At 65.5% G+C, this 17,159-nt stretch carries 17 protein-coding genes; 6 read left to right on the top strand and 11 right to left on the bottom strand.

From position 1 onward, the window contains the following. The first annotated feature begins 29 nt into the window (after nt 1-29). On the top strand, nt 30-758 hold the full coding sequence (locus tag WD184_09840; protein ID MEX0827034.1) for an NAD(P)H-hydrate epimerase: 729 nt from the start codon (nt 30-32) through the stop codon (nt 756-758). A gap of 214 nt (nt 759-972) precedes the next feature. Here the strand turns inward: WD184_09840 and WD184_09835 are convergent, their stop codons facing one another. The 5 genes from WD184_09835 to WD184_09815 form a co-directional block, all read right to left on the bottom strand. Then, nucleotides 973-1,776 (bottom strand): ABC transporter permease, encoded by an 804-nt coding sequence (locus WD184_09835; GenBank protein MEX0827033.1) that lies wholly within the window; start codon nt 1,774-1,776, stop codon nt 973-975. Beyond that, nucleotides 1,773-2,705: an ABC transporter permease gene (locus WD184_09830; GenBank protein ID MEX0827032.1), complete on the bottom strand. Its 933-nt coding sequence runs from the start codon at nt 2,703-2,705 to the stop codon at nt 1,773-1,775. The genes WD184_09835 and WD184_09830 overlap by 4 nt, the downstream gene beginning before the upstream one ends. A gap of 54 nt (nt 2,706-2,759) precedes the next feature. Next, nucleotides 2,760-3,896, bottom strand: a complete 1,137-nt coding sequence (locus tag WD184_09825) for an ABC transporter substrate-binding protein (GenBank protein ID MEX0827031.1) — start codon at nt 3,894-3,896, stop codon at nt 2,760-2,762. A 38-nt stretch (nt 3,897-3,934) separates the two neighbouring features. Continuing rightward, nucleotides 3,935-4,996, bottom strand: a complete 1,062-nt coding sequence (locus WD184_09820) for an ABC transporter ATP-binding protein (GenBank protein MEX0827030.1) — start codon at nt 4,994-4,996, stop codon at nt 3,935-3,937. A 239-nt stretch (nt 4,997-5,235) separates the two neighbouring features. Beyond that, entirely contained in the window at nt 5,236-5,430 is a 195-nt protein-coding gene (locus WD184_09815) for a hypothetical protein (GenBank protein ID MEX0827029.1), read from the bottom strand. Nucleotides 5,431-5,434: 4 nt separating this feature from the next. Here WD184_09815 and WD184_09810 point away from each other — a divergent pair, with 4 nt between their 5' ends. Continuing rightward, nucleotides 5,435-6,124, top strand: coding sequence for a hypothetical protein (locus WD184_09810; GenBank protein MEX0827028.1), 690 nt, complete (start codon nt 5,435-5,437; stop codon nt 6,122-6,124). 199 nt (nt 6,125-6,323) lie between these two features. Here WD184_09810 and WD184_09805 read toward each other — a convergent pair whose 3' ends face one another. From WD184_09805 to WD184_09785, 5 genes are all read right to left on the bottom strand, one after another. Beyond that, nucleotides 6,324-7,700 carry a multicopper oxidase domain-containing protein gene (locus WD184_09805; protein MEX0827027.1) on the bottom strand — a complete coding sequence of 459 codons (1,377 nt, stop codon included), beginning with the start codon at nt 7,698-7,700 and terminating at the stop codon, nt 6,324-6,326. 148 nt (nt 7,701-7,848) lie between these two features. Next, complete coding sequence (locus WD184_09800; GenBank protein MEX0827026.1) at nt 7,849-8,604, bottom strand: GAF and ANTAR domain-containing protein; 756 nt, start codon at nt 8,602-8,604, stop codon at nt 7,849-7,851. Between the two features lie 30 nt (nt 8,605-8,634). Then, nucleotides 8,635-9,363 (bottom strand): GAF and ANTAR domain-containing protein, encoded by a 729-nt coding sequence (locus WD184_09795; GenBank protein ID MEX0827025.1) that lies wholly within the window; start codon nt 9,361-9,363, stop codon nt 8,635-8,637. Then, nucleotides 9,353-11,293, bottom strand: coding sequence for an EAL domain-containing protein (locus WD184_09790; protein ID MEX0827024.1), 1,941 nt, complete (start codon nt 11,291-11,293; stop codon nt 9,353-9,355). Before WD184_09790 ends, WD184_09795 begins: the two co-directional genes overlap by 11 nt. Before the next feature lie 258 nt (nt 11,294-11,551). Then, nucleotides 11,552-11,803: an RNA-binding protein gene (locus WD184_09785; GenBank protein ID MEX0827023.1), complete on the bottom strand. Its 252-nt coding sequence runs from the start codon at nt 11,801-11,803 to the stop codon at nt 11,552-11,554. A 401-nt stretch (nt 11,804-12,204) separates the two neighbouring features. Between WD184_09785 and WD184_09780 the strand changes: the two genes are divergently transcribed. Genes WD184_09780 through WD184_09770 form a run of 3 tightly spaced genes read left to right on the top strand, consistent with a single transcriptional unit; the run spans nt 12,205 to nt 15,936 of the window. Continuing rightward, entirely contained in the window at nt 12,205-13,389 is a 1,185-nt protein-coding gene (locus WD184_09780; GenBank protein ID MEX0827022.1) for a glycosyltransferase, read from the top strand. Then, on the top strand, nt 13,379-14,467 hold the full coding sequence (locus WD184_09775) for a glycosyltransferase (protein MEX0827021.1): 1,089 nt from the start codon (nt 13,379-13,381) through the stop codon (nt 14,465-14,467). Before WD184_09780 ends, WD184_09775 begins: the two co-directional genes overlap by 11 nt. Further along, nucleotides 14,464-15,936: a glycoside hydrolase family 130 protein gene (locus WD184_09770; GenBank protein MEX0827020.1), complete on the top strand. Its 1,473-nt coding sequence runs from the start codon at nt 14,464-14,466 to the stop codon at nt 15,934-15,936. The genes WD184_09775 and WD184_09770 overlap by 4 nt, the downstream gene beginning before the upstream one ends. Before the next feature lie 18 nt (nt 15,937-15,954). On the opposite strand, the gene WD184_09765 is transcribed toward WD184_09770, so the two are convergent. Next, entirely contained in the window at nt 15,955-16,545 is a 591-nt protein-coding gene (locus WD184_09765; protein ID MEX0827019.1) for a hypothetical protein, read from the bottom strand. Between the two features lie 126 nt (nt 16,546-16,671). Here WD184_09765 and WD184_09760 point away from each other — a divergent pair, with 126 nt between their 5' ends. Next, nucleotides 16,672-17,142 carry a hypothetical protein gene (locus WD184_09760; GenBank protein MEX0827018.1) on the top strand — a complete coding sequence of 157 codons (471 nt, stop codon included), beginning with the start codon at nt 16,672-16,674 and terminating at the stop codon, nt 17,140-17,142. The last annotated feature ends 17 nt before the right edge of the window (nt 17,143-17,159 follow it).

The raw sequence follows: 17,159 nt of genomic DNA, 5'->3' as shown, positions 1-17,159 counted from the left end.
CGAGAGGCCAGGCTGGGACAACCCCGCCGATGAGTTGGTCTTTCACAACAGATCGGGGAGTGGTCGTACCGACCGTGACCGTCGAGCAGATGAGGGAGGTCGACCGTATCGCCGTCGAGCGCCGGACCCCGAACATCTATCAGATGATGGAGAATGCCGGTCGGGCCTTGGCCGCGGCGGCGACCGCTGTGATCGGGGAGGGCTGGACGGGTATACCCATCACAGTCTTCGGCGGTCCGGGCGGCAACGGTGGCGGCGGAACGGCTGCGGCCCGGCATCTGGCCAACCGTGGTGGCGACGTCACATTGATCCTCGCCCGTGAGCCCACGCCAGGGACGATCCTCGACCAGCAGCTCGAGATTTACTCGGAGACGCCGGGTCGCCTTGGCGCGATGCCCGAGGATCAGCCGGGGCTTATCCTCGACGCCCTGATCGGATATGGACTGAACGAGGCGCCGCAGGGGTTGGTCGCCGAGATGATCTCCGCCATCAACGAAGCCGGCGTGCCCGTCATCTCGTTGGACGTGCCTTCCGGTCGCGACGCAGACACTGGTCAGGCACCAGGTGTGGTCGTTGCTCCCACCGAGACACTCACACTCGCCCTGCCCAAACAAGGTCTGGAAGGATCCGACGTCGGTGACGTCTGGCTGGCCGACCTCGGCGTACCAGCGGGGGTCTTCAGACGAGTGGGAGTCGAACCCTCACCCCGGATTTTCGAGGGCGGATCCATCGTGCACCTGAGTCGAACATCGCCCTAGCCACGACAGAGAACTCAGTCACCACAGTCGTAGGGACCAGAGCCTTTTGATGGGTGAGCGGAACGTATGGTCCCGGCGGAGGGCACGGTCGATGAGTCATAACTCATGACCCGAAGGTCGCGGGTTCAAATCCCGCCCCCGCTACGAATCGACAAGACCCGACCGTTTCCGGCCGGGTCTTGTTTGTCGGACTCACCCCTGCCGACCCCGGGCCTCAGCTCCCCTCGGTGTTCCTGGTCATCCGGGTCGCCAGGAGGATGGGGATGAAGGTGAGCGCCACGATGAGCAGCGCCACCACGTTGGTCATCGGGCGTTGCCTGGGCCGTACCAACGACGAGAACATCCAGATCGGCAGGGTCTGCTGGTTCCCGGCGGTGAAGGTGGTCACGATGATCTCGTCGAAAGAGAGGGCGAAGGCGAGCATGCCTCCGGCAATCAATGCCGGGCGGATCTGGGGGAGCAGCACATGGCGGAAGGTCTGCCAACCGTTGGCACCGAGGTCGGCAGACGCCTCGAGCAGCGACGGTGAGGTGCGGCGCATCCGGGCGACGACGTTGTTGTAGGCGATTGCCACGCAGAAGGTGGCGTGACCGATCACGATCGTCCAGAACGAAAATGGGATGTTGCCCAACGCGATCGCCGATCGCAGCGAGATGCCGGTGATGATTCCGGGAAGGGCGATCGGCAGGACGATGAAGAGAGACACCGCCTCCCGGCCGAAGAACGGTCGCCGCCACACCGCAGCCGCCGCCATCGTCCCCAACACGAGGGCGATCGCGGTAGCCGTCGTGGCGACCCGGAGGGACAGGTACAGGGCGTCACGAACCGCGCCGTTGCTCCACGCCACGCCGAACCACTCGAGGGTCAGGCCCGGCGGTGGGAAGCTGAAGGCGGCGTCCTCGGTGGTGAACGCATAGAGCGCGACGATCAGGATCGGGAAGTGGAGAAACGCCAGGACCGCCCAGGTGGAGAGGCGGAGCCCGAAGTGCCTGCGGATGCGCGGTCTGCGGGTACTCATAGCGCGTCGAATGCTCCGGCCCGGCGGGCCAGGATCAGGTAGATCACCATGATCACGATCGGGACGAACGAGAAGGCCGCCGCTAGCGGCAGGTTCCCGGCCACGCCCTGATATGAATAGATGGCCAACCCGATGAACGGCGAGGAGTCCCCGATGATCGTGGGAATGATGTAGTCGCCCAGGGTGAGGGAGAAGGTGAAGATCGATCCGGCGGCGATACCGGGGATGGCGAGCGGCCAGATCACGGTGCGGAACGTCTGCGCTGGTCGGGCTCCGAGGTCGGCGGAGGCCTCCAGGTAGGAGCGTGGCACTCGCTCGAGCGCGGTGTAAACCGGCAGGATCATGTAGGGCAGCCAGATGTAAGTGAACACGAAGAATTGACCGAGTGCCGAGGCGCTCAGCGACGGGCCCCCGATCCCCGGGGCGGATAGGGCCGCGTCTAGCAGGAAGTTGAGTCCGAGCGTGTCGACGAACCAGAACAGAATGCCCTCACGGGCAAGGATCAGCTTCCACGCGTAGACCCGGACCAGATAGGACGACCACAGCGGGATCAGGATTAGGACGAAGAACGCGGCGCGTAGCCTCGGGCCGGCGTAGCGGACCGTGTAGTAGGCGATGGGGAAGGCGATGACGGCAGCGCCGATGGTGACCGCGGTCGCCATGCTCAACGTCCGTATCGCGATCGAAATGTTGGAATCGGTGAATAGGTCGCCCCAGGTCTCCAGAGTCAGGTCGCGGTTCACATTGCCGGAGAACTCGTCGAGGCTGAAGAAGGACTGCCACAGGAGAGCGAGCAACGATCCTCCGTACACGCCGACCAGCCATAGCGCGGGCAATCCCAGCAGGAGCAGCAGCCGAAGGCCCGGGCGGCGATGCAGCGCTCCCGAGATCCGGCCGATGCGTCCGACGTTGGTGGATTCGATGACCATTGGGGAGTGGAGAGGGGGGGCCCACAGGGCCCCCCTCTCCCCCTTGTGACCGGGTTACCGGCCGCCGATGACGGCGACCGATTGGGTAACCCACTCGTGGTAGGGGACGCACTCGCCTCCCAAACCAAAGCAGTCGGCCTGAGGCGTCTTCCAGAAATGGATCTGGTCGAAGTTCCCCTCGCCGTTGGTCGCACAACCCGTGTCGCCGAGTAGCGCATTGCCCGTGCAGGCGCTGAGGTTGGCTGGCACCGAACCGAACCAGGCGGCCAGGTCACCCTGGACCTGGGGGTTCAGTGACCACTCCATCCACATGTAGGCGCAGTTCGGGTGCGGGGCGTTCGCGTGCATCATCGTGGTGTCGGCCCATCCGGTGGCCCCCTCCACTGGGATCACGCTCGAAATGGGGGCACCGCCCGCTGCCAGGATGTTCACCTGGAACGGCCACGAACTGGACGCGACCACACCCTCAGTGGTGAAGTCGTCCATCTGTACGAACGCGTCATGCCAGTACCGGAACACCAACTCCCGCTGCTGGCGCATCAGGTCGAGCGCTGCTTTGAACTGGGCACGGTTCAGCGCGTAGGGATCGGTGATCCCCAGCTCGGGCTGGTGATGCATCAGGTAGAGCGCAGCGTCTGCGATGTAGATCGGCCCGTCGTAGGCTTCGACCCGTCCCGCGTTGCTCGCCCCGTCGGGCAAGGTCACTTCCTCGAACACCACGTTCCACGAGGTCGGGGGCGTGTCCCCGAACACCTCAGTGTTGTACATGAGCACATTCGAGCCCCACTGGTACGGCACGCCGTAGTGGGCGCCGTCGACGAAGTGCCACGGGGCCTCCTGGAGGCGCGGGTCGACGTCGCCCCACGACTCGATGAGGTCGGTGTTCACTTCCTGAACGGTGCCGCCGGCAATGAGCCGGAGGCTGGCGTCGCCCGAAGCCGTGACCAGGTCGAAGTCGTTGGAGCCCTGCATCAGGGCGACCATCTCGTCCGAGGTAGCCGCGGTCTTCACGGTCACCATGCAACCGGTGTCCGCCTCGAACTGGGTTACCCAGTCGAAGCTGGGATCCGTGTCGCCGCGCTCGATGTAGCCCGCCCAGGCGATGATCGACACGGCACCTTCACCGTCACCGATTTCGGTGAGCGGACCACCGGGTCCGGCATCGTCGTCGCCGCAGGCCGCCGCCATCATGGCGATGACCGTCACCAGCGCCAGAATTCGGCGCTTGGTCATTTCGTTCCTCCTTCGTCTTCCTCCGTTGATCCCTCGGAGAGGTACCGACAGGACTCGCGCGCCCACTGCAGGTGGACGGTGGCTCCGAGGAGCCCCCGTTCCCGGTGGGCCGCATCGAGGTTCTGCCGAACCACCTCGAGGGTGGTGGCATGATCGACCTCGACGGCATATCTTGTGAACATGCCGAGGTAGATCACGTCGACCACTGTTCCGCTCACGTCGCAGGTTGCGGCATCTGCTGGGGGCGCCGCGGCAACGTGTAGCGAGATCTTCTCCGGGCGGATGGTGAAAGCCCCGGCGCGCCCGGTGAGCGCCATGGCGAGGTGGGCGGGAACGACATTGGAGACGCCGACGAACCCGGCAACGAAGGCGGTTCGGGGTGTCTCGTACACCTGCTGCGGTGGTCCTACCTGTTCGATGCGGCCGTGGTTGAAGACCGCGAGGCGGTCGCTCATGTTCAGCGCCTCCTCCTGATCGTGGGTCACGTAGATGAAGGTGATGCCGACGTCGCGCTGGATCGACTTCAACTCGATCTGCATGGCGTGGCGCAGCTTGAGGTCGAGGGCACCCAGGGGCTCGTCGAGCAGGATCACCCTGGGTCGGTTGATCAGCGCCCGAGCCAGGGCCACCCGCTGCCGTTGGCCCCCGGAGAGCTGGCCCGGCTTGCGCTCACCGAGTGCTCCGAGGTGAACCAAGTCCAGGGCTTCGGCCACCTTGGCGGCCCGCTCCATTCTGTCGACGCCGCGCACCATCAGGCCATAACCGACATTCGCGGCCACCGTCATGTGGGGGAACAGGGCGTAGTCCTGGAACACCGTGTTCACGTCTCGCTGGTAGGGGGCCAGCCCCGTGACGTCGGAACCGTGAAGCAGCACCCTGCCCGAGGTGGGCTCTTCGAACCCGGCGATCATGCGCAGGCAGGTGGTCTTGCCCGATCCGGACGGGCCGAGCAGCGAGAAGAACTCGCCATCTTCGATCTCGAGAGACACGCCATCCACGGCGACGACATCGCCGAAGCGCTTGCTGAGTTCTTCGAGGGAGACCGCTGAGGTGGTCATGCGACCGCCGCGCTGCGCCAGCCAGGTTCCAAGACCCACCCCTCCGGGCGCACGAGGTGCGCGAGATCGGGACAATAGCGAACGACTCATGGCCGCGCCGCCCCCACCCCGCGGAGGAGGGCTAGGTGGTGCTGTCGCTTAATCCCTCCCACGGTACGCATGCCGAGAGACGATCCCGAGTCGGGGTGGGTCGCTGGGCATCGAGCCTCATCGGTCGTAGAACCCCATCTGAGGTAGCGTCACAGCACCATGCAAATGCGAGGACGTTGGATGGTGCTCACCGCATCGTCCTTGATCGTTGTCGCCTGTGCCGGTTTCCCGGACGGGGGTGTGGACACCACGACGGCAGACACTCTGGCATTGGACGCCTCGACCAGCACGCCCACGACCTCAACGGCGGCGAGCACTACCACCACCAGTTCCCCGAGCTTCATCTCGATGGGAGACCTCGACGTGATCGTCCCGCCGGATGAGAACGGCGGGTACCCGCCCGACCTCATGGTCGGGTGTCAGGGCGCATCCGTGTTTCCGCTTGGTGCCATCTACGAGATAGAGCTGATCGCCCCAGACGACCCGGACGGGATGCTGGCTGCGATCGAGCCCTTCTTGAGCAGCGAGGAGGGTTTGATGGGGCATTGGCCCCAGGACGGTTGGCAGTTGCTCTATCAGGCCGAGGATCGGGCGACCCTTGTGGCGCGAGCGAACGGAACCCTGGCATACATGCGTCTCTCCCGGGAGAGCGGCGTGTGGAAGTGGGGCGGCTCGTCCATCAGCGGAAGCCGCTGCGACCTTCAATACGCCTTGCCGGAAGGCTTGAACGTGGTCAGGTGGCGCCTTGATCCGTCGGCTCCCGAGCCAGGACCGGATACCACAGAGTTAGTTGTGTTGTTGACCGAGGCGGCGTGTGCGAGCGGCCTGCCGATGGGTGATCGGTTCGTCGGTCATCAGGTGGTGATGACGGAAACCGAGGTGAGGCTTGCCTTTGCCGCCGAGAGTCAACACAGTGCCCAATCGTGTCCGGGCAATCCCGAGACCGCCTATACGGTCGAGCTGCCTGAGCCTTTGGGAGATCGAGAGATCGTCGAATCGATGTCGATCGGCATCGTCCTCGAGGACTACGTGAGCTGAGCCTCGAGGTGGCCGAATCGGAGTCCTGGAGCCGGATCCATGGCGTCGGCGGCGGGCCCTCACGCCGCGAACTCACCCGGCCGGGGCTGGAGTTCGGTCTGGCGTAGCCGTCCTCTTGGAGGTCGCTCACCCGAAGTCACCACCCTGGCCGGGTTGGTGCTCTCTCGTGTAAGCACCCCGCAAGTTGGGTTCTCTCTGGCTACTCCTCCACGATCAGGGCGGTGAGCATCCCGAACATGGTGCCGTCGCTGCGCTCCACATGGGTGAAGATGTGGCAGTGCCATACCCAGACGCCGGGCAGTTCGGCGAGGACGAGCACGGTGTATCGCTCCCCGGGGGCGACGTTCAGCGTGTCGGCGTAATACGGTGACTCGAGCGGGAATCCGTCCTTGGCGATCACCAACTGCCGGTTGTTGTGGAGGTGCATCGGGTGGGACATGAGCCCCTCGTTCATGTAGTGCACCATCATCGCTTCGCCCTGAGCGAGAACGTAAGGGGTGGTGGCCGGGAATGACTTGCCGTTGAGGCTGAAGCCGATGTTGCCGGCGTCGTTGAGGAACATCACTTCCTCCGACACGATTTCCCAGCCTTCGGGCAGTGGCACTTCGCCCACCAGGAACGCTCCAGCGAGTCCATTGGGGACCTGGTGGATGCCCATGTCGTGCCCGTGGTACATCCCCACCGAAAGCTCCTCGGCGACGAACTCCACGGTCCAGCTCTCGCCCGGCCGGATCGGGTCCTGGGTGATGAACCCCACTCCGTCGGCGGCGTTGGGGTGACGCCGAACCCCATGGGGGTGCCACGAGGTGATCTCGTCGAGGCGGTTCTCGACGACGATGCGCACCCGGTCGCCGACATCGACTCTGATGGTCGGTCCGGGGATCTGGCCGTTGTAGGCGACTGCTTCGACCACCCGCCCCGGCTCGACCTCCCACTGCAGTTCATCGACGACCAGGACGAACTCCTTGGTTCCGTCGGGGAGGATCGTCGGCTCCATGGGCAGGGCGCCGACGCCTTCGGTCTCGGCCGGAAAGGCGGCCACCGAGGCTCGCATGTTCTCCTCCATCTGCTCCCAGGTGATCTCGGTAGAGCCATGGCCCTCGTGTCCGCCCGGTTCGCCGGTGGCACCACCCACCACGAGGGTGGCGCTCATCCCCGCCGGCTCGTGACCGGCCACCGTGCACAGGACCCGGTAGGTCCCCGGCTCGAGGCCGGTGAGGTCGAGGCGCTCCGAGCCACCCACGGCGATCAGGGGAGTGATCAGATCGGTCCCCTCGATCCGCAGATCGTGCTCGATCGACCCTTCGTTCTCGACGACGAGGGACCCGCCGGCGGCGATCACGATCTCCCCGGGGGTGATCGAAAACTCAGAGAGGGTGATGCTCACCTCAGCCGGCGTCGCCGCGGGGGTGGTCGGCGGCGCCGTCGTGGAAGACGCGGCTGGTGACGACGCCGTCCCGGGGCCCGCCAGGGCCTTCCCCAGCGCGAGGATCGACATGATCAGCGCAACGATCACCAGCACGCCGATGCCGGCGAGAAACAAGTTCCGATCGGACGCGGTGGACTCTCGAGACACGGCCCCCTCCATCTGTGGTTACTGGGGGAAGGTACGGAGAGGCTCAGCGGGGCGTTAGGGCCAAAAGCCCCGATGGTTAGACACTGACGACGGTTCGGTCAGTTCGCAGTGCGCTCATCTATGAGCGCGGGCAACTCCGTGGTCGTGCCTAACCGTTCTTGTGGTCGGATTCCGACAGCACGGTCGCTGATATGACCTCGTCGAGCGGCACGGTTCCTGCGGCGATATCCGTCGCGACCGCGCTGAGGTGGCGGCGAGAGTCGCGGGCGTACTTGCGAAGGATCCGGAACGCCTCGTCCATGTCGGTCTTGGTCCGTTCGGCCACCATCCCCTTGGCCTGTTCGATGGCCACCCTGCTGTCGAGGGCGTACTGGAGTTGGCCGGCCCGCAGCACCGCCTCTCGAGCGGCTTGGTCCTGGAGGATGGCGATGCTGGCGACATCGGCCAGGGCGCGCGCAAGGTGTGCATTCGGTTCGTCCAGCGGTCTGGCTTCGGCAGCGAACAGATTGAGCGCCCCGATGACGATGGTCCGGAGCCGCAGGGGGATCGCATGAACCGAGCCGAACCCGGCGGACACAGCCTCGGGGCCGAAGTGCGGCCATCGGTCCACCGAGTTGGCGAGGTCGGTGTGCGTCACGGGTTGGCCGGTCGAATACGCCTCCAGGCAGGGTCCCTCGTGGTTCTGTAACTGGAACAGCTCGAGTAGACGGGCTCGCTCGCTGGAGGCGGCCATGACTCGCAGATTGCTGTCCTCGTCGGCGAGGAGAATCCCGGCCGCGTCGGCGGGGTCGAGCCGGACGCATCCGTCCGAGAGCACGGTGAGCAGGTCGATGATGTCGAAGTCGTCAACCAGCGAGTCGGCGAGTTGAACAAAGACATCGACGACGAGTTGCTCTCGCTTCATTCCTCCCTGCCTCTTCCAGGCGACCCAAGACTAGTCATTCGATCCCCCGGGTGGCGTGTCATCGCCGAGGCGGAGGCGCCGTGCCACGATGTCCTGGGCCACCGCGGCGAGCGATCGGGATGTTGCGTAGGCGTGCGCCCGGATGCGCACGGAAGCGTCGGCGACGGAGATATCGAGTTGTACTGCCACCATTCCCGTCGCCTGGTGAAACTCGGCCCGGTGCGCGATCGAAGCAGGGCGTTCGTGGGTGGAGAGAGTTGGCTGCTCGGTCGTGTGGGGGGTGAGGATCGACTCGGTGAGGGCGTCTACCACCCACAGGCTGTCGGCGATCTGGTCGCGGGAAAGGTCGCCTGCGGCGTTCTGGTAGAGGGTGAGTACCCCAATGCACCTCCGGCCGCTGTGGAGAGGGAACGCAAACACGCCTCGAGTCCCCAGCTCGATGGCGAGGGGTGCAAAGTTGGGCCATCGACTCTGGCCTGCCGAGTAGAGGTCGGGTTCGAACACAGGCGCACGGCTGGCATAGGCGTCCTGGCACGGCCCCTCGCCGAGCGAGAACTGCAACTCGTCGAGGGCGCCGGCTCGTCGATCGGAGAAGCACACCGGGCCGCTGTGTCGGCCGCTCATCAGCGTGACGCCGGCAGATGAAACCTGCATCACCTCGGCGGTTGCCACGCATACGCTGCCAGGCGGGTTCGCGGTGCGATGTTGTTCGAACGCCACGGCGACGCGCGCCGCCCGGTCGCGAGCGTCATTGGTCACCGCGCCCCTCGGTTCGGGCTCCCTTCCAGTGCTCCGTGTGGCCGGGTGTACCCGGGCTTGCTGCCGCCAGTTGGGAAAACGCTGGTGCCGTGCGTCGCAATGGGAGCGTCTGCCGATCGCCGAGGAGGGCGCTGAGGTCTTCGGCGCTCCGGGGACGGGCGAACAGGTAGCCCTGGCTGAAGTCACAGCTCATCTCGGCGACCCTCATCCGCTGCCCCGCCGTCTCCACTCCTTCGGCCACGACGGCCATGTTCAGGCCATGAGCCAAACCCACTACGGCCCTGACGATCAGGCGACTCGCAAGGCTTGTCTCCAGGTCGCCGATGAACCCCCGGTCGATCTTCACCGTGTCCATCGGGAAGTGCTTCAGGTGGCTGAGCGACGATTGGCCGGTCCCAAAGTCGTCGAGTGCCAGAGCCACGCCGATGTTCTTGAGGCCGACGAGGGCGGTCAGGGCGCGCTCCCGGTCGGAGACGAGGACGCTCTCGGTCACCTCGAGTGTCATCAGATTTGGCTGTGTCTCGGTGTCGGACAATACGGTCGACACCAAGCTGGCGAAGCCCGGCGCCATCAGCTGGTGGATCGAGATGTTCACCGATACTCCAAGATCCTCCCGGGAGGTTTGGCCCACCCAACGCTTGCGGTCGCGGCACGCCTGCTCCATTACCCACCGACCGATGTCGCCGATGAGGCCCGACTGTTCCGCCAATGGGATCATCACGTCGGGATGCACCATCCCGAAAGCCGGATGGTGCCAGCGGAGCAGGGCTTCGGCCCCGGTGACTTGTCCGCTCCCGGTGGCCACGATCGGCTGGTAGTGGACCTCCATCTCACCCCGCCTTACCGCGCCGCGGAGGTCTTGATTCAGGCGCGCCCGGTGACTGACTACGCGGTGGTCACGCAGGTCGATGATGGCGTGACGTCCTCCCCCTTGCCGCTTCGCCTCGTACATCGCGGCGTCCGCCTGATCCAGAACCGAGTGGGGGATGTCGTCGGCGAGGCCGGCAAAGGCGATACCGACGCTGGCGCTGACATGCAACTGGGTGCCGGACACTACGAAGGGCTCGCGCATCGCCGCACCGATGCGTTCGGCGAGCGGTTCCGCCTGCACGGCCTCGTCGAGATCCTCGCAGAGGATGACGAACTCGTCTCCCGACAAGCGCGCGACCGTATCTCCGGGTCGGAGCAGATTCGTCAGCCGTTCGGCGACTGCAACCAGCAACTGGTCCCCGATCTGGTGCCCGTAAGAGTCGTTTATCGACTTGAACCCGTCGAGGTCGGTGTAGAACACGGCAACCATCTTTTTCGAACGCCGGCAGCGGAGCATCGCGTGGTCGAGGCGCTCGACGAGGAGGGTGCGGTTTGGCAGGCCAGTCAGCGGGTCATGGAGTGATCGGTGGCGATCGCGCTCCGACGCCTCCTCCAGATCCGCCCGCGCCTGCGCGTTGAGGAGGTAGGCGGTGGTCACATCCGCAAGCGTCTGGGCTGCCGCCATCGCCTCGGCGTCCATCGTGCCGGCCGTCGTCCGGTACAGGTCGAGAGCCCCGAGCCTGTGGTCGTAGTCCCGGAGAGGAAAGCTGAAAACCGCGGCGAGCCCCTCTTCGATTGCCCGCGTCGAAAATTCGGGGAACCGAGTGTCGTGGCGGAGGTCGGGGATGGCGACGGTCTCACCGGTCCGGAAGGCCGCGATGCAAGGCCCCTGCCCGTTCTCGGTCTGGAGTTCCACGAAGCGCAGCGCCGACTCGTCGGAGGCGGCCACATGCCTGGTTTCCCCTGTCTCCGAGATCAGCGTCACGCTGGCAGAGCCGATCGGCAGCACTTCGACGATGCGACGCACGAGGTGATCGAGGATCGACTGAATCGGATAGTCCGTCATCAGAGTCCGGGCGAACTCGCCCAGAAGCTCAGAGAGTCGCCGGTCCGAAACCACCGTGCACCTCCGCGCCGAATAAGGGCCGCGGGGTCTGGGCGGGCTACCAACTAGTGGTAGCGAAGGAAAGATACACCTCTCCGGCCCTTATGTGAAGCTCTCTCCTTTTGGCAGATAATGGGGCTCACATCGATGAAGCCCAGCTTTCGAATGAAGAAAGGACCGGCCCTGTGGCCGGTCCTTCCTCATTTCTGACCGAGCAACGGGGTTGGCGTCGGGCCTTCGCCCCGCGAATCCCGTGCTCGGGAGTGTTATCGCCTAACGGCGTTCTTTGGCCAGGTTGACGGTGAGCGCACGCCCGCCGACGTCCTTGCCGTTGAGGGAATCGATCGCCTTCTGAGCCTCGTCGGACGAGGCCATCTCGACGAACCCGAAACCGCGCGAGCGGCCGGTGTCGCGATCCATCACGACCTGGGCCTTGGTCACCTGACCGTGCTGGGAGAACAGGGACTCCAGCTGAGCGGAATCGGTGTCGAACGTGAGATTCCCCACGTAGATGTTGGTGGTCATTGTCTTTGCTCCTCTTGAAGCGTTGAACCGTCGATCGTCGTTGCGCCCCATGTGGTGCGAAGCCGGAGGTCACAACCGACCGAAACCGGGTGAGCATCTTTGCTGGGCCCAATGGCCGCTTCACCCGACGGTAGGAAAGGAGAAGGGAGGCGCAGCACGCATCAGGCGTGCACTGTTGAAGGAGAGCATAGCCGCCCCCGTCCGCAAACCCGAATCCCGATTGCGATGGGCATTTCTGTGGGCGCCCATCCCCCCGTGGCCCCGTGGCCGGCGGACAGTCCGGCCGGCACCGGTACAATGAGGGAACCGGCGGCCGGGTTTGCCGATCGGTCCTGCGGGGGAGTTCTTCCGATCAGACACTCGTGCCCGTCATCGTCGATGGTTGGTAACCCGAGCCATTCTTGATTGGAGTCGTCATAAGCACCCCCGTATCCATCGGGTTCGTCAGCACCTACCCGCCGACCGCTTGCGGAATCGCCAGCTATACGGCCGCACTGCTCGACGGCATCGCCAGCGACCGCTCCTCGCGGGAGGGTCTCGGCGTGGTCGACCTCGCCTCAGCCGCCGCAATCTCCACGTCGGCCGACGTCGCCTACCACCACCGGGTCGGCGACCGGCATTCGCTGGATCAGGCGCTGCGGGTGCTCAACGGGTTCGACACGGTTTCGATCCAACACGAATTCGGGATCTTCGGGGGCCCCGATGGCGATGAGGTGGTCGAACTCATCGACGGCCTCACCGTGCCCACGGCCGTGACCTTCCACACCGTGCTCGACCGCCCGACGGCTGCGCAGCAGCGGATCGTCGAACATCTTGGCGTTGCCGCCGATCGGCTCATCGTCATGAGCCCCATCGCCGCCGAACGGCTCACCAACCGCTACGGGATCGACGCATCGCGGGTCGAGACCATCCCCCACGGGGTACACCCGCGGTTTGGCGGCCCTTCCCTGGTGGAGGGGAATCGCCCCCTGGTCCTCACCTGGGGCCTCATCGGTCCCGGAAAGGGTTTGGAGTCTGCAATCGCCGCTTTCGCGGGTCTGGTCGACCTCGAGCCGCGGCCCCGCTATCTGATCGTGGGCGCCACCCACCCCCGGGTTCGGGAGTCGGCCGGTGAGACCTATCGCGAGTCCCTCATCGAACTGGTGAAGGCGAATGGGCTCGAGGATGTGGTCGAGTTCGACGATCGCTACCTCGACCGCGATACGCTCGCCCGTCTCGTCCGCCGGGCCGACTTCGTGGTTCTTCCCTACGAATCTGTGGAGCAGTTGACGTCAGGCGTACTGGTCGAGGCAGTTGCCGCTTCGAAGCCCGTCATCGCCACCGCCTTTCCTCATGCCGTCGACCTGCTCACGGACGGCGCCGGGATCGTCGTGCCGCACCAGGACGTCGCGGCATTGGCCGCAGCCATTCGGAGACTCGCCACGGATCGCTCCCTGCGGTCCGCGATGGCCCGGGAGGCCCAGCGTCTCGCCGCCCGGTGGTACTGGCCCGAGATCGGCCGTCGGTTCGGAGCGATGATGGGGACTATCGCGACGAGGAAGGCCGGCACGATCTCCGATTCGTCGGCGGTGCCGCATGCCGGATGACCCCGGCCGGATTGCGGCATGGGTCCCATCGCGGGATTCCTCGGGTCAGGCAGCAATGCCGGCGCCGTCGTTTGCCCACCTAGGGCGTCTCACCACTGACCTCGGCCTTTGGGAGCATGCCCTCGGGTCGTCCCCTCGCACCGAGCACGGCTTCTGCACCGACGACAACGCTCGTGCGTTGCTGGTGGTGTTGCGGGAGGCGTCCGGGTCGACCGAGCTGATCGATCTCGCCTCCACCTACCTCGGATTCGTGCTCGACTCCCGAATCGACTTCGGCCGATTCCACAATCGCCGGCACGCCGATGGGGTCTGGATCGACACCGTCGGTAGCGACGACAGTCAAGGCAGAGCCTGGTGGGCGCTGGGGAGGGCGGCCCGCTCGGGCCCCACTCCCGCCCTCCGCCGGGCGGCGGCCGACGCGTTTGCATCCAGTCATCTCTTCGAGTCGCCGCACCTGCGGTCCAACGCTTACGCCGCCCTCGGTGCGGTCGAGATGATCGCCGCGCAGCCCGGTCACCCGGTCGCCGCCGCGATGCTGGAGCGCACGGTGGGCGTCATCGCGGATGCCGCCGGCAGGAGGATCCCCTGGCCCGAGGACCGCCTCACCTACGACAATGGGCGTCTGCCTGAGGCGCTCCTCGCGGCGGGGGCGACGCTCGGTCGCGGTCACCTGATCGCGGCCGGCCTTCGGCTGCTCGAATGGCTGGTGAGTGTCGAGACCAACGGTGAGCATCTCAGCTTCACCCCGCACTCCGGGTGGGCACCCGGCGAGCCACGACCGGGCTTTGACCAACAGCCGATCGAGGCGGCGGCGTTGGCCGATGCTTCCTTCCGCGCCTGGCGCATCACTCGCGATCCAATGTGGAAGTTCCCAGCCCTCGGTGCGGCTCACTGGCTGCTCGGACGCAACGACCTGGGCCTCGCCCTCTACGATGCGGGCACCGGGGCAACCAGTGACGGCCTGATGGAGTACGGGGTCAACCAGAATCGCGGGGCCGAGTCGACACTCGCTGGAATAGCCATCCTTCAGGTGGCGGCGCGATTGGCCCAGGGGGGGATGGGGGCGCCGGCTCGGTGAAGACCGCCATCACGGTCGTCAGATCGCCCCTGACCCTCAGGCCCGATCCTCATCGACTGATCGCCAAGCCGTACCTGATCTCCGACCAGGCACCATTCACCGGGAAGAGCCGTGCCGAACGGATGATCGATCGCATCACGGCCCTCTCCCCATCCGAGGTGCGGGACACCCTCGACCGCCTGAGGATCCGCTTCACCGAGCGCCACGCCGACCTCGACCAGGTGTTCATGCAGGGTTTTGCGGCGGCGGTCGCGTCGGTCCCGGAGGTCGCTCGGGTGCCGGAGGAGTTTCGGATGCTCATCGGGGCGTACTTTGTCCACGAGTACTCCCTCGAGGGTGCTGCCCTCACCAATCCATCAATCGTTCCGGCTCCCGACCAGGGGAGCGTTGCGGATGGGTCCCTCGAGGTGATCGTCAGCCTCCGGGCGGTCGGGGAGGGTCACATATCGGCGATCGAGTTCCGCACCGGGTCGGTCGGCGCCGACGGCGCTATCGACCTGGATGTTGCGGGGCCGCCGATCATTGGAGACCGCCGGCCCCCCACGTTCCAAAGAGCAGCGTTTGCGGCCAAGCTCGACGAGATGGGGGTGCTGGGGGGTCTGGTCGGGCGCATCCTCGACTCGGTCGACGATTGGTTCACTCTCGAAGACCTCGACCGGGCTTGCGCCGATCTCCGCGGCGGAGCCCACCAACCAGAGGCGGCCGACGCCGCCATCCACTCGCTCCATTGGCTCGCTTCTTCGAACTACGAGACCACTTTCCCGGCGGAGTCGACCGTCTCGGAGCGGGTCCTGTTTCCGAGCGGGCCGACCGAGAGCCAGGGTATGGAGGATGCTCGATTTGTGCCGTTCGTCGAAGCCGACCAATCGATGCGATATTTCGCGACCTACACCGCCTTCGATGGATTGCGGATTCTCCCGCAACTGATCGAGACGACCGACTTTCGGACCTTCCGGATCGCCACGATCGGCGGCAAGGAGGCGCGCAACAAGGGGATGGCGATCTTTCCCCGTCGCATCGGTGGGAAATATGCCGCCCTGGGCCGATCAGACGGCGAGAGCAACTACCTGATGCGGTCCGACGACATCCGGGTGTGGAATGAGTCGAAACAGATCCAGGTGCCCACTCATCCATGGGATTTGATGCAGATCGGCAATGCCGGATCGCCCCTGGAGACCGAGGCTGGTTGGCTGACGATCACCCACGGCGTGGGCCCGATGCGTCGATACACCCTCGGGGCGATCCTGCTCGACCTCGACGATCCGAGCCGGGTGATTGGAAGCCTCGATGAGCCCCTGTTGGAGCCCGAAGAAGCGGAACGCGACGGATACGTGCCCAACGTGGTCTATTCGTGCGGGTCGCTGATCCACGGCGACCGGCTCATCATCGCCTACGGGGCATCCGACACATCCTCCAGCTTCGCTTCGGTGTCGGTCGACAGTCTTCTCGCCCAAATGACCAGGGTGTGATGCAAGGTCGGGGCCGTGTCAGAGGTAGTCCTCGCGGGCCTTCTCGGCGCGGCCGGCGCCGATCTGGGTCTTGACGCTCTTCTGCTCTTCCGGTGGCGGGAGCACGGCCGGCACGCCGAGATAGTCGAGCCATAGCTCGCGCGCCCAACCCATCGTGTGAAAGAGGTGCTCGGCCTCCTGTTCGCCGACCTCGTCGTAGGCCTCGCGCAACGCATCACCGAGCGCGCCGTCGACATGTTCGGCCATCCTGCCGAGAAGCTCCCAGTTCTGGTGGTCCTTCGACTCGGCTTCCACCACCGACTCCGCGGCAACCAGCTCACCGATGCGGGGATCGGCCAATCGGGCGGCCTTGACCGCGGCCACCAGCGCCGTACCCTTGGCTCGCACGGCCAGTCTTCCGATCGTCTCGGTGTCGACGTCGAGTCCGGCCACTTTGAAGATGCTGCGGAGAATCTCCTGGTGTTGCAGGGTCTCTTCCAGATACGTCTTCCACTCTTTGGCCAGATCAGTATTCACCGCACTGGCGATGGCGGCTCGATACAGCTTCTCGCCTCCCAGCTCGGTCTCGATCGCCTGATACAAAAGCTCATCCAAATGTTGCCGGTTCATACGCCTCGCTCCTTTTCGGTCGGGTGCGGTTACGTACCCATGGCCGCTTCGCAGGGAAACATGTTGGGACCGGCGTGCTGACCTATGGCCCTATCGAGGCGGGGTGACAACCGCTGGACTTGCCACATGTTCGTCCAGTACTTCGGCCTCGTCGCTCGACCGTTCACCGATGTGTCACACGACCTAATGGCGCTGAGGAGTGGTCTCTCCCGGTCGGCTGGCGTCGCGTATCGCCACGGCGAAGCCCTGATGGCCACCCTCAGCGGCCCCGGCATGGTCGCCAAGACCGTGACCCTCGAGATGGGCGAACCGATCCATCGGTCGGACTCGACCACCGTGCCGCTCTCATGGTGGGCTACCGGCTCCCCAGCCCTCTTTCCGACGATGGAGGCCGAGTTGTCCGTCGCCGCGATGGGGCCCGACCTCACCCAGGTGACGTTCCAGGGCACCTACAAGCCTCCCCTCGGAATCGTCGGCCAGGTGCTCGACCGGACGCTGCTCCATCGCTTCGCCGAGAGCAGCGTCAAGGACTTCGTTGACCGGGTCATTGCGGATCTCGATGAAGGTGGAGCCGAGGTCCGAGGCTCATTGGCCTGAACGGCGGCCACGGGGAC

Source organism: Acidimicrobiia bacterium (genome assembly GCA_040878325.1).
Classification (GTDB): domain Bacteria; phylum Actinomycetota; class Acidimicrobiia; order Spongiisociales; family UBA11373; genus JAUYIV01.
This window is presented reverse-complemented; position numbering and strand designations above follow the sequence as displayed.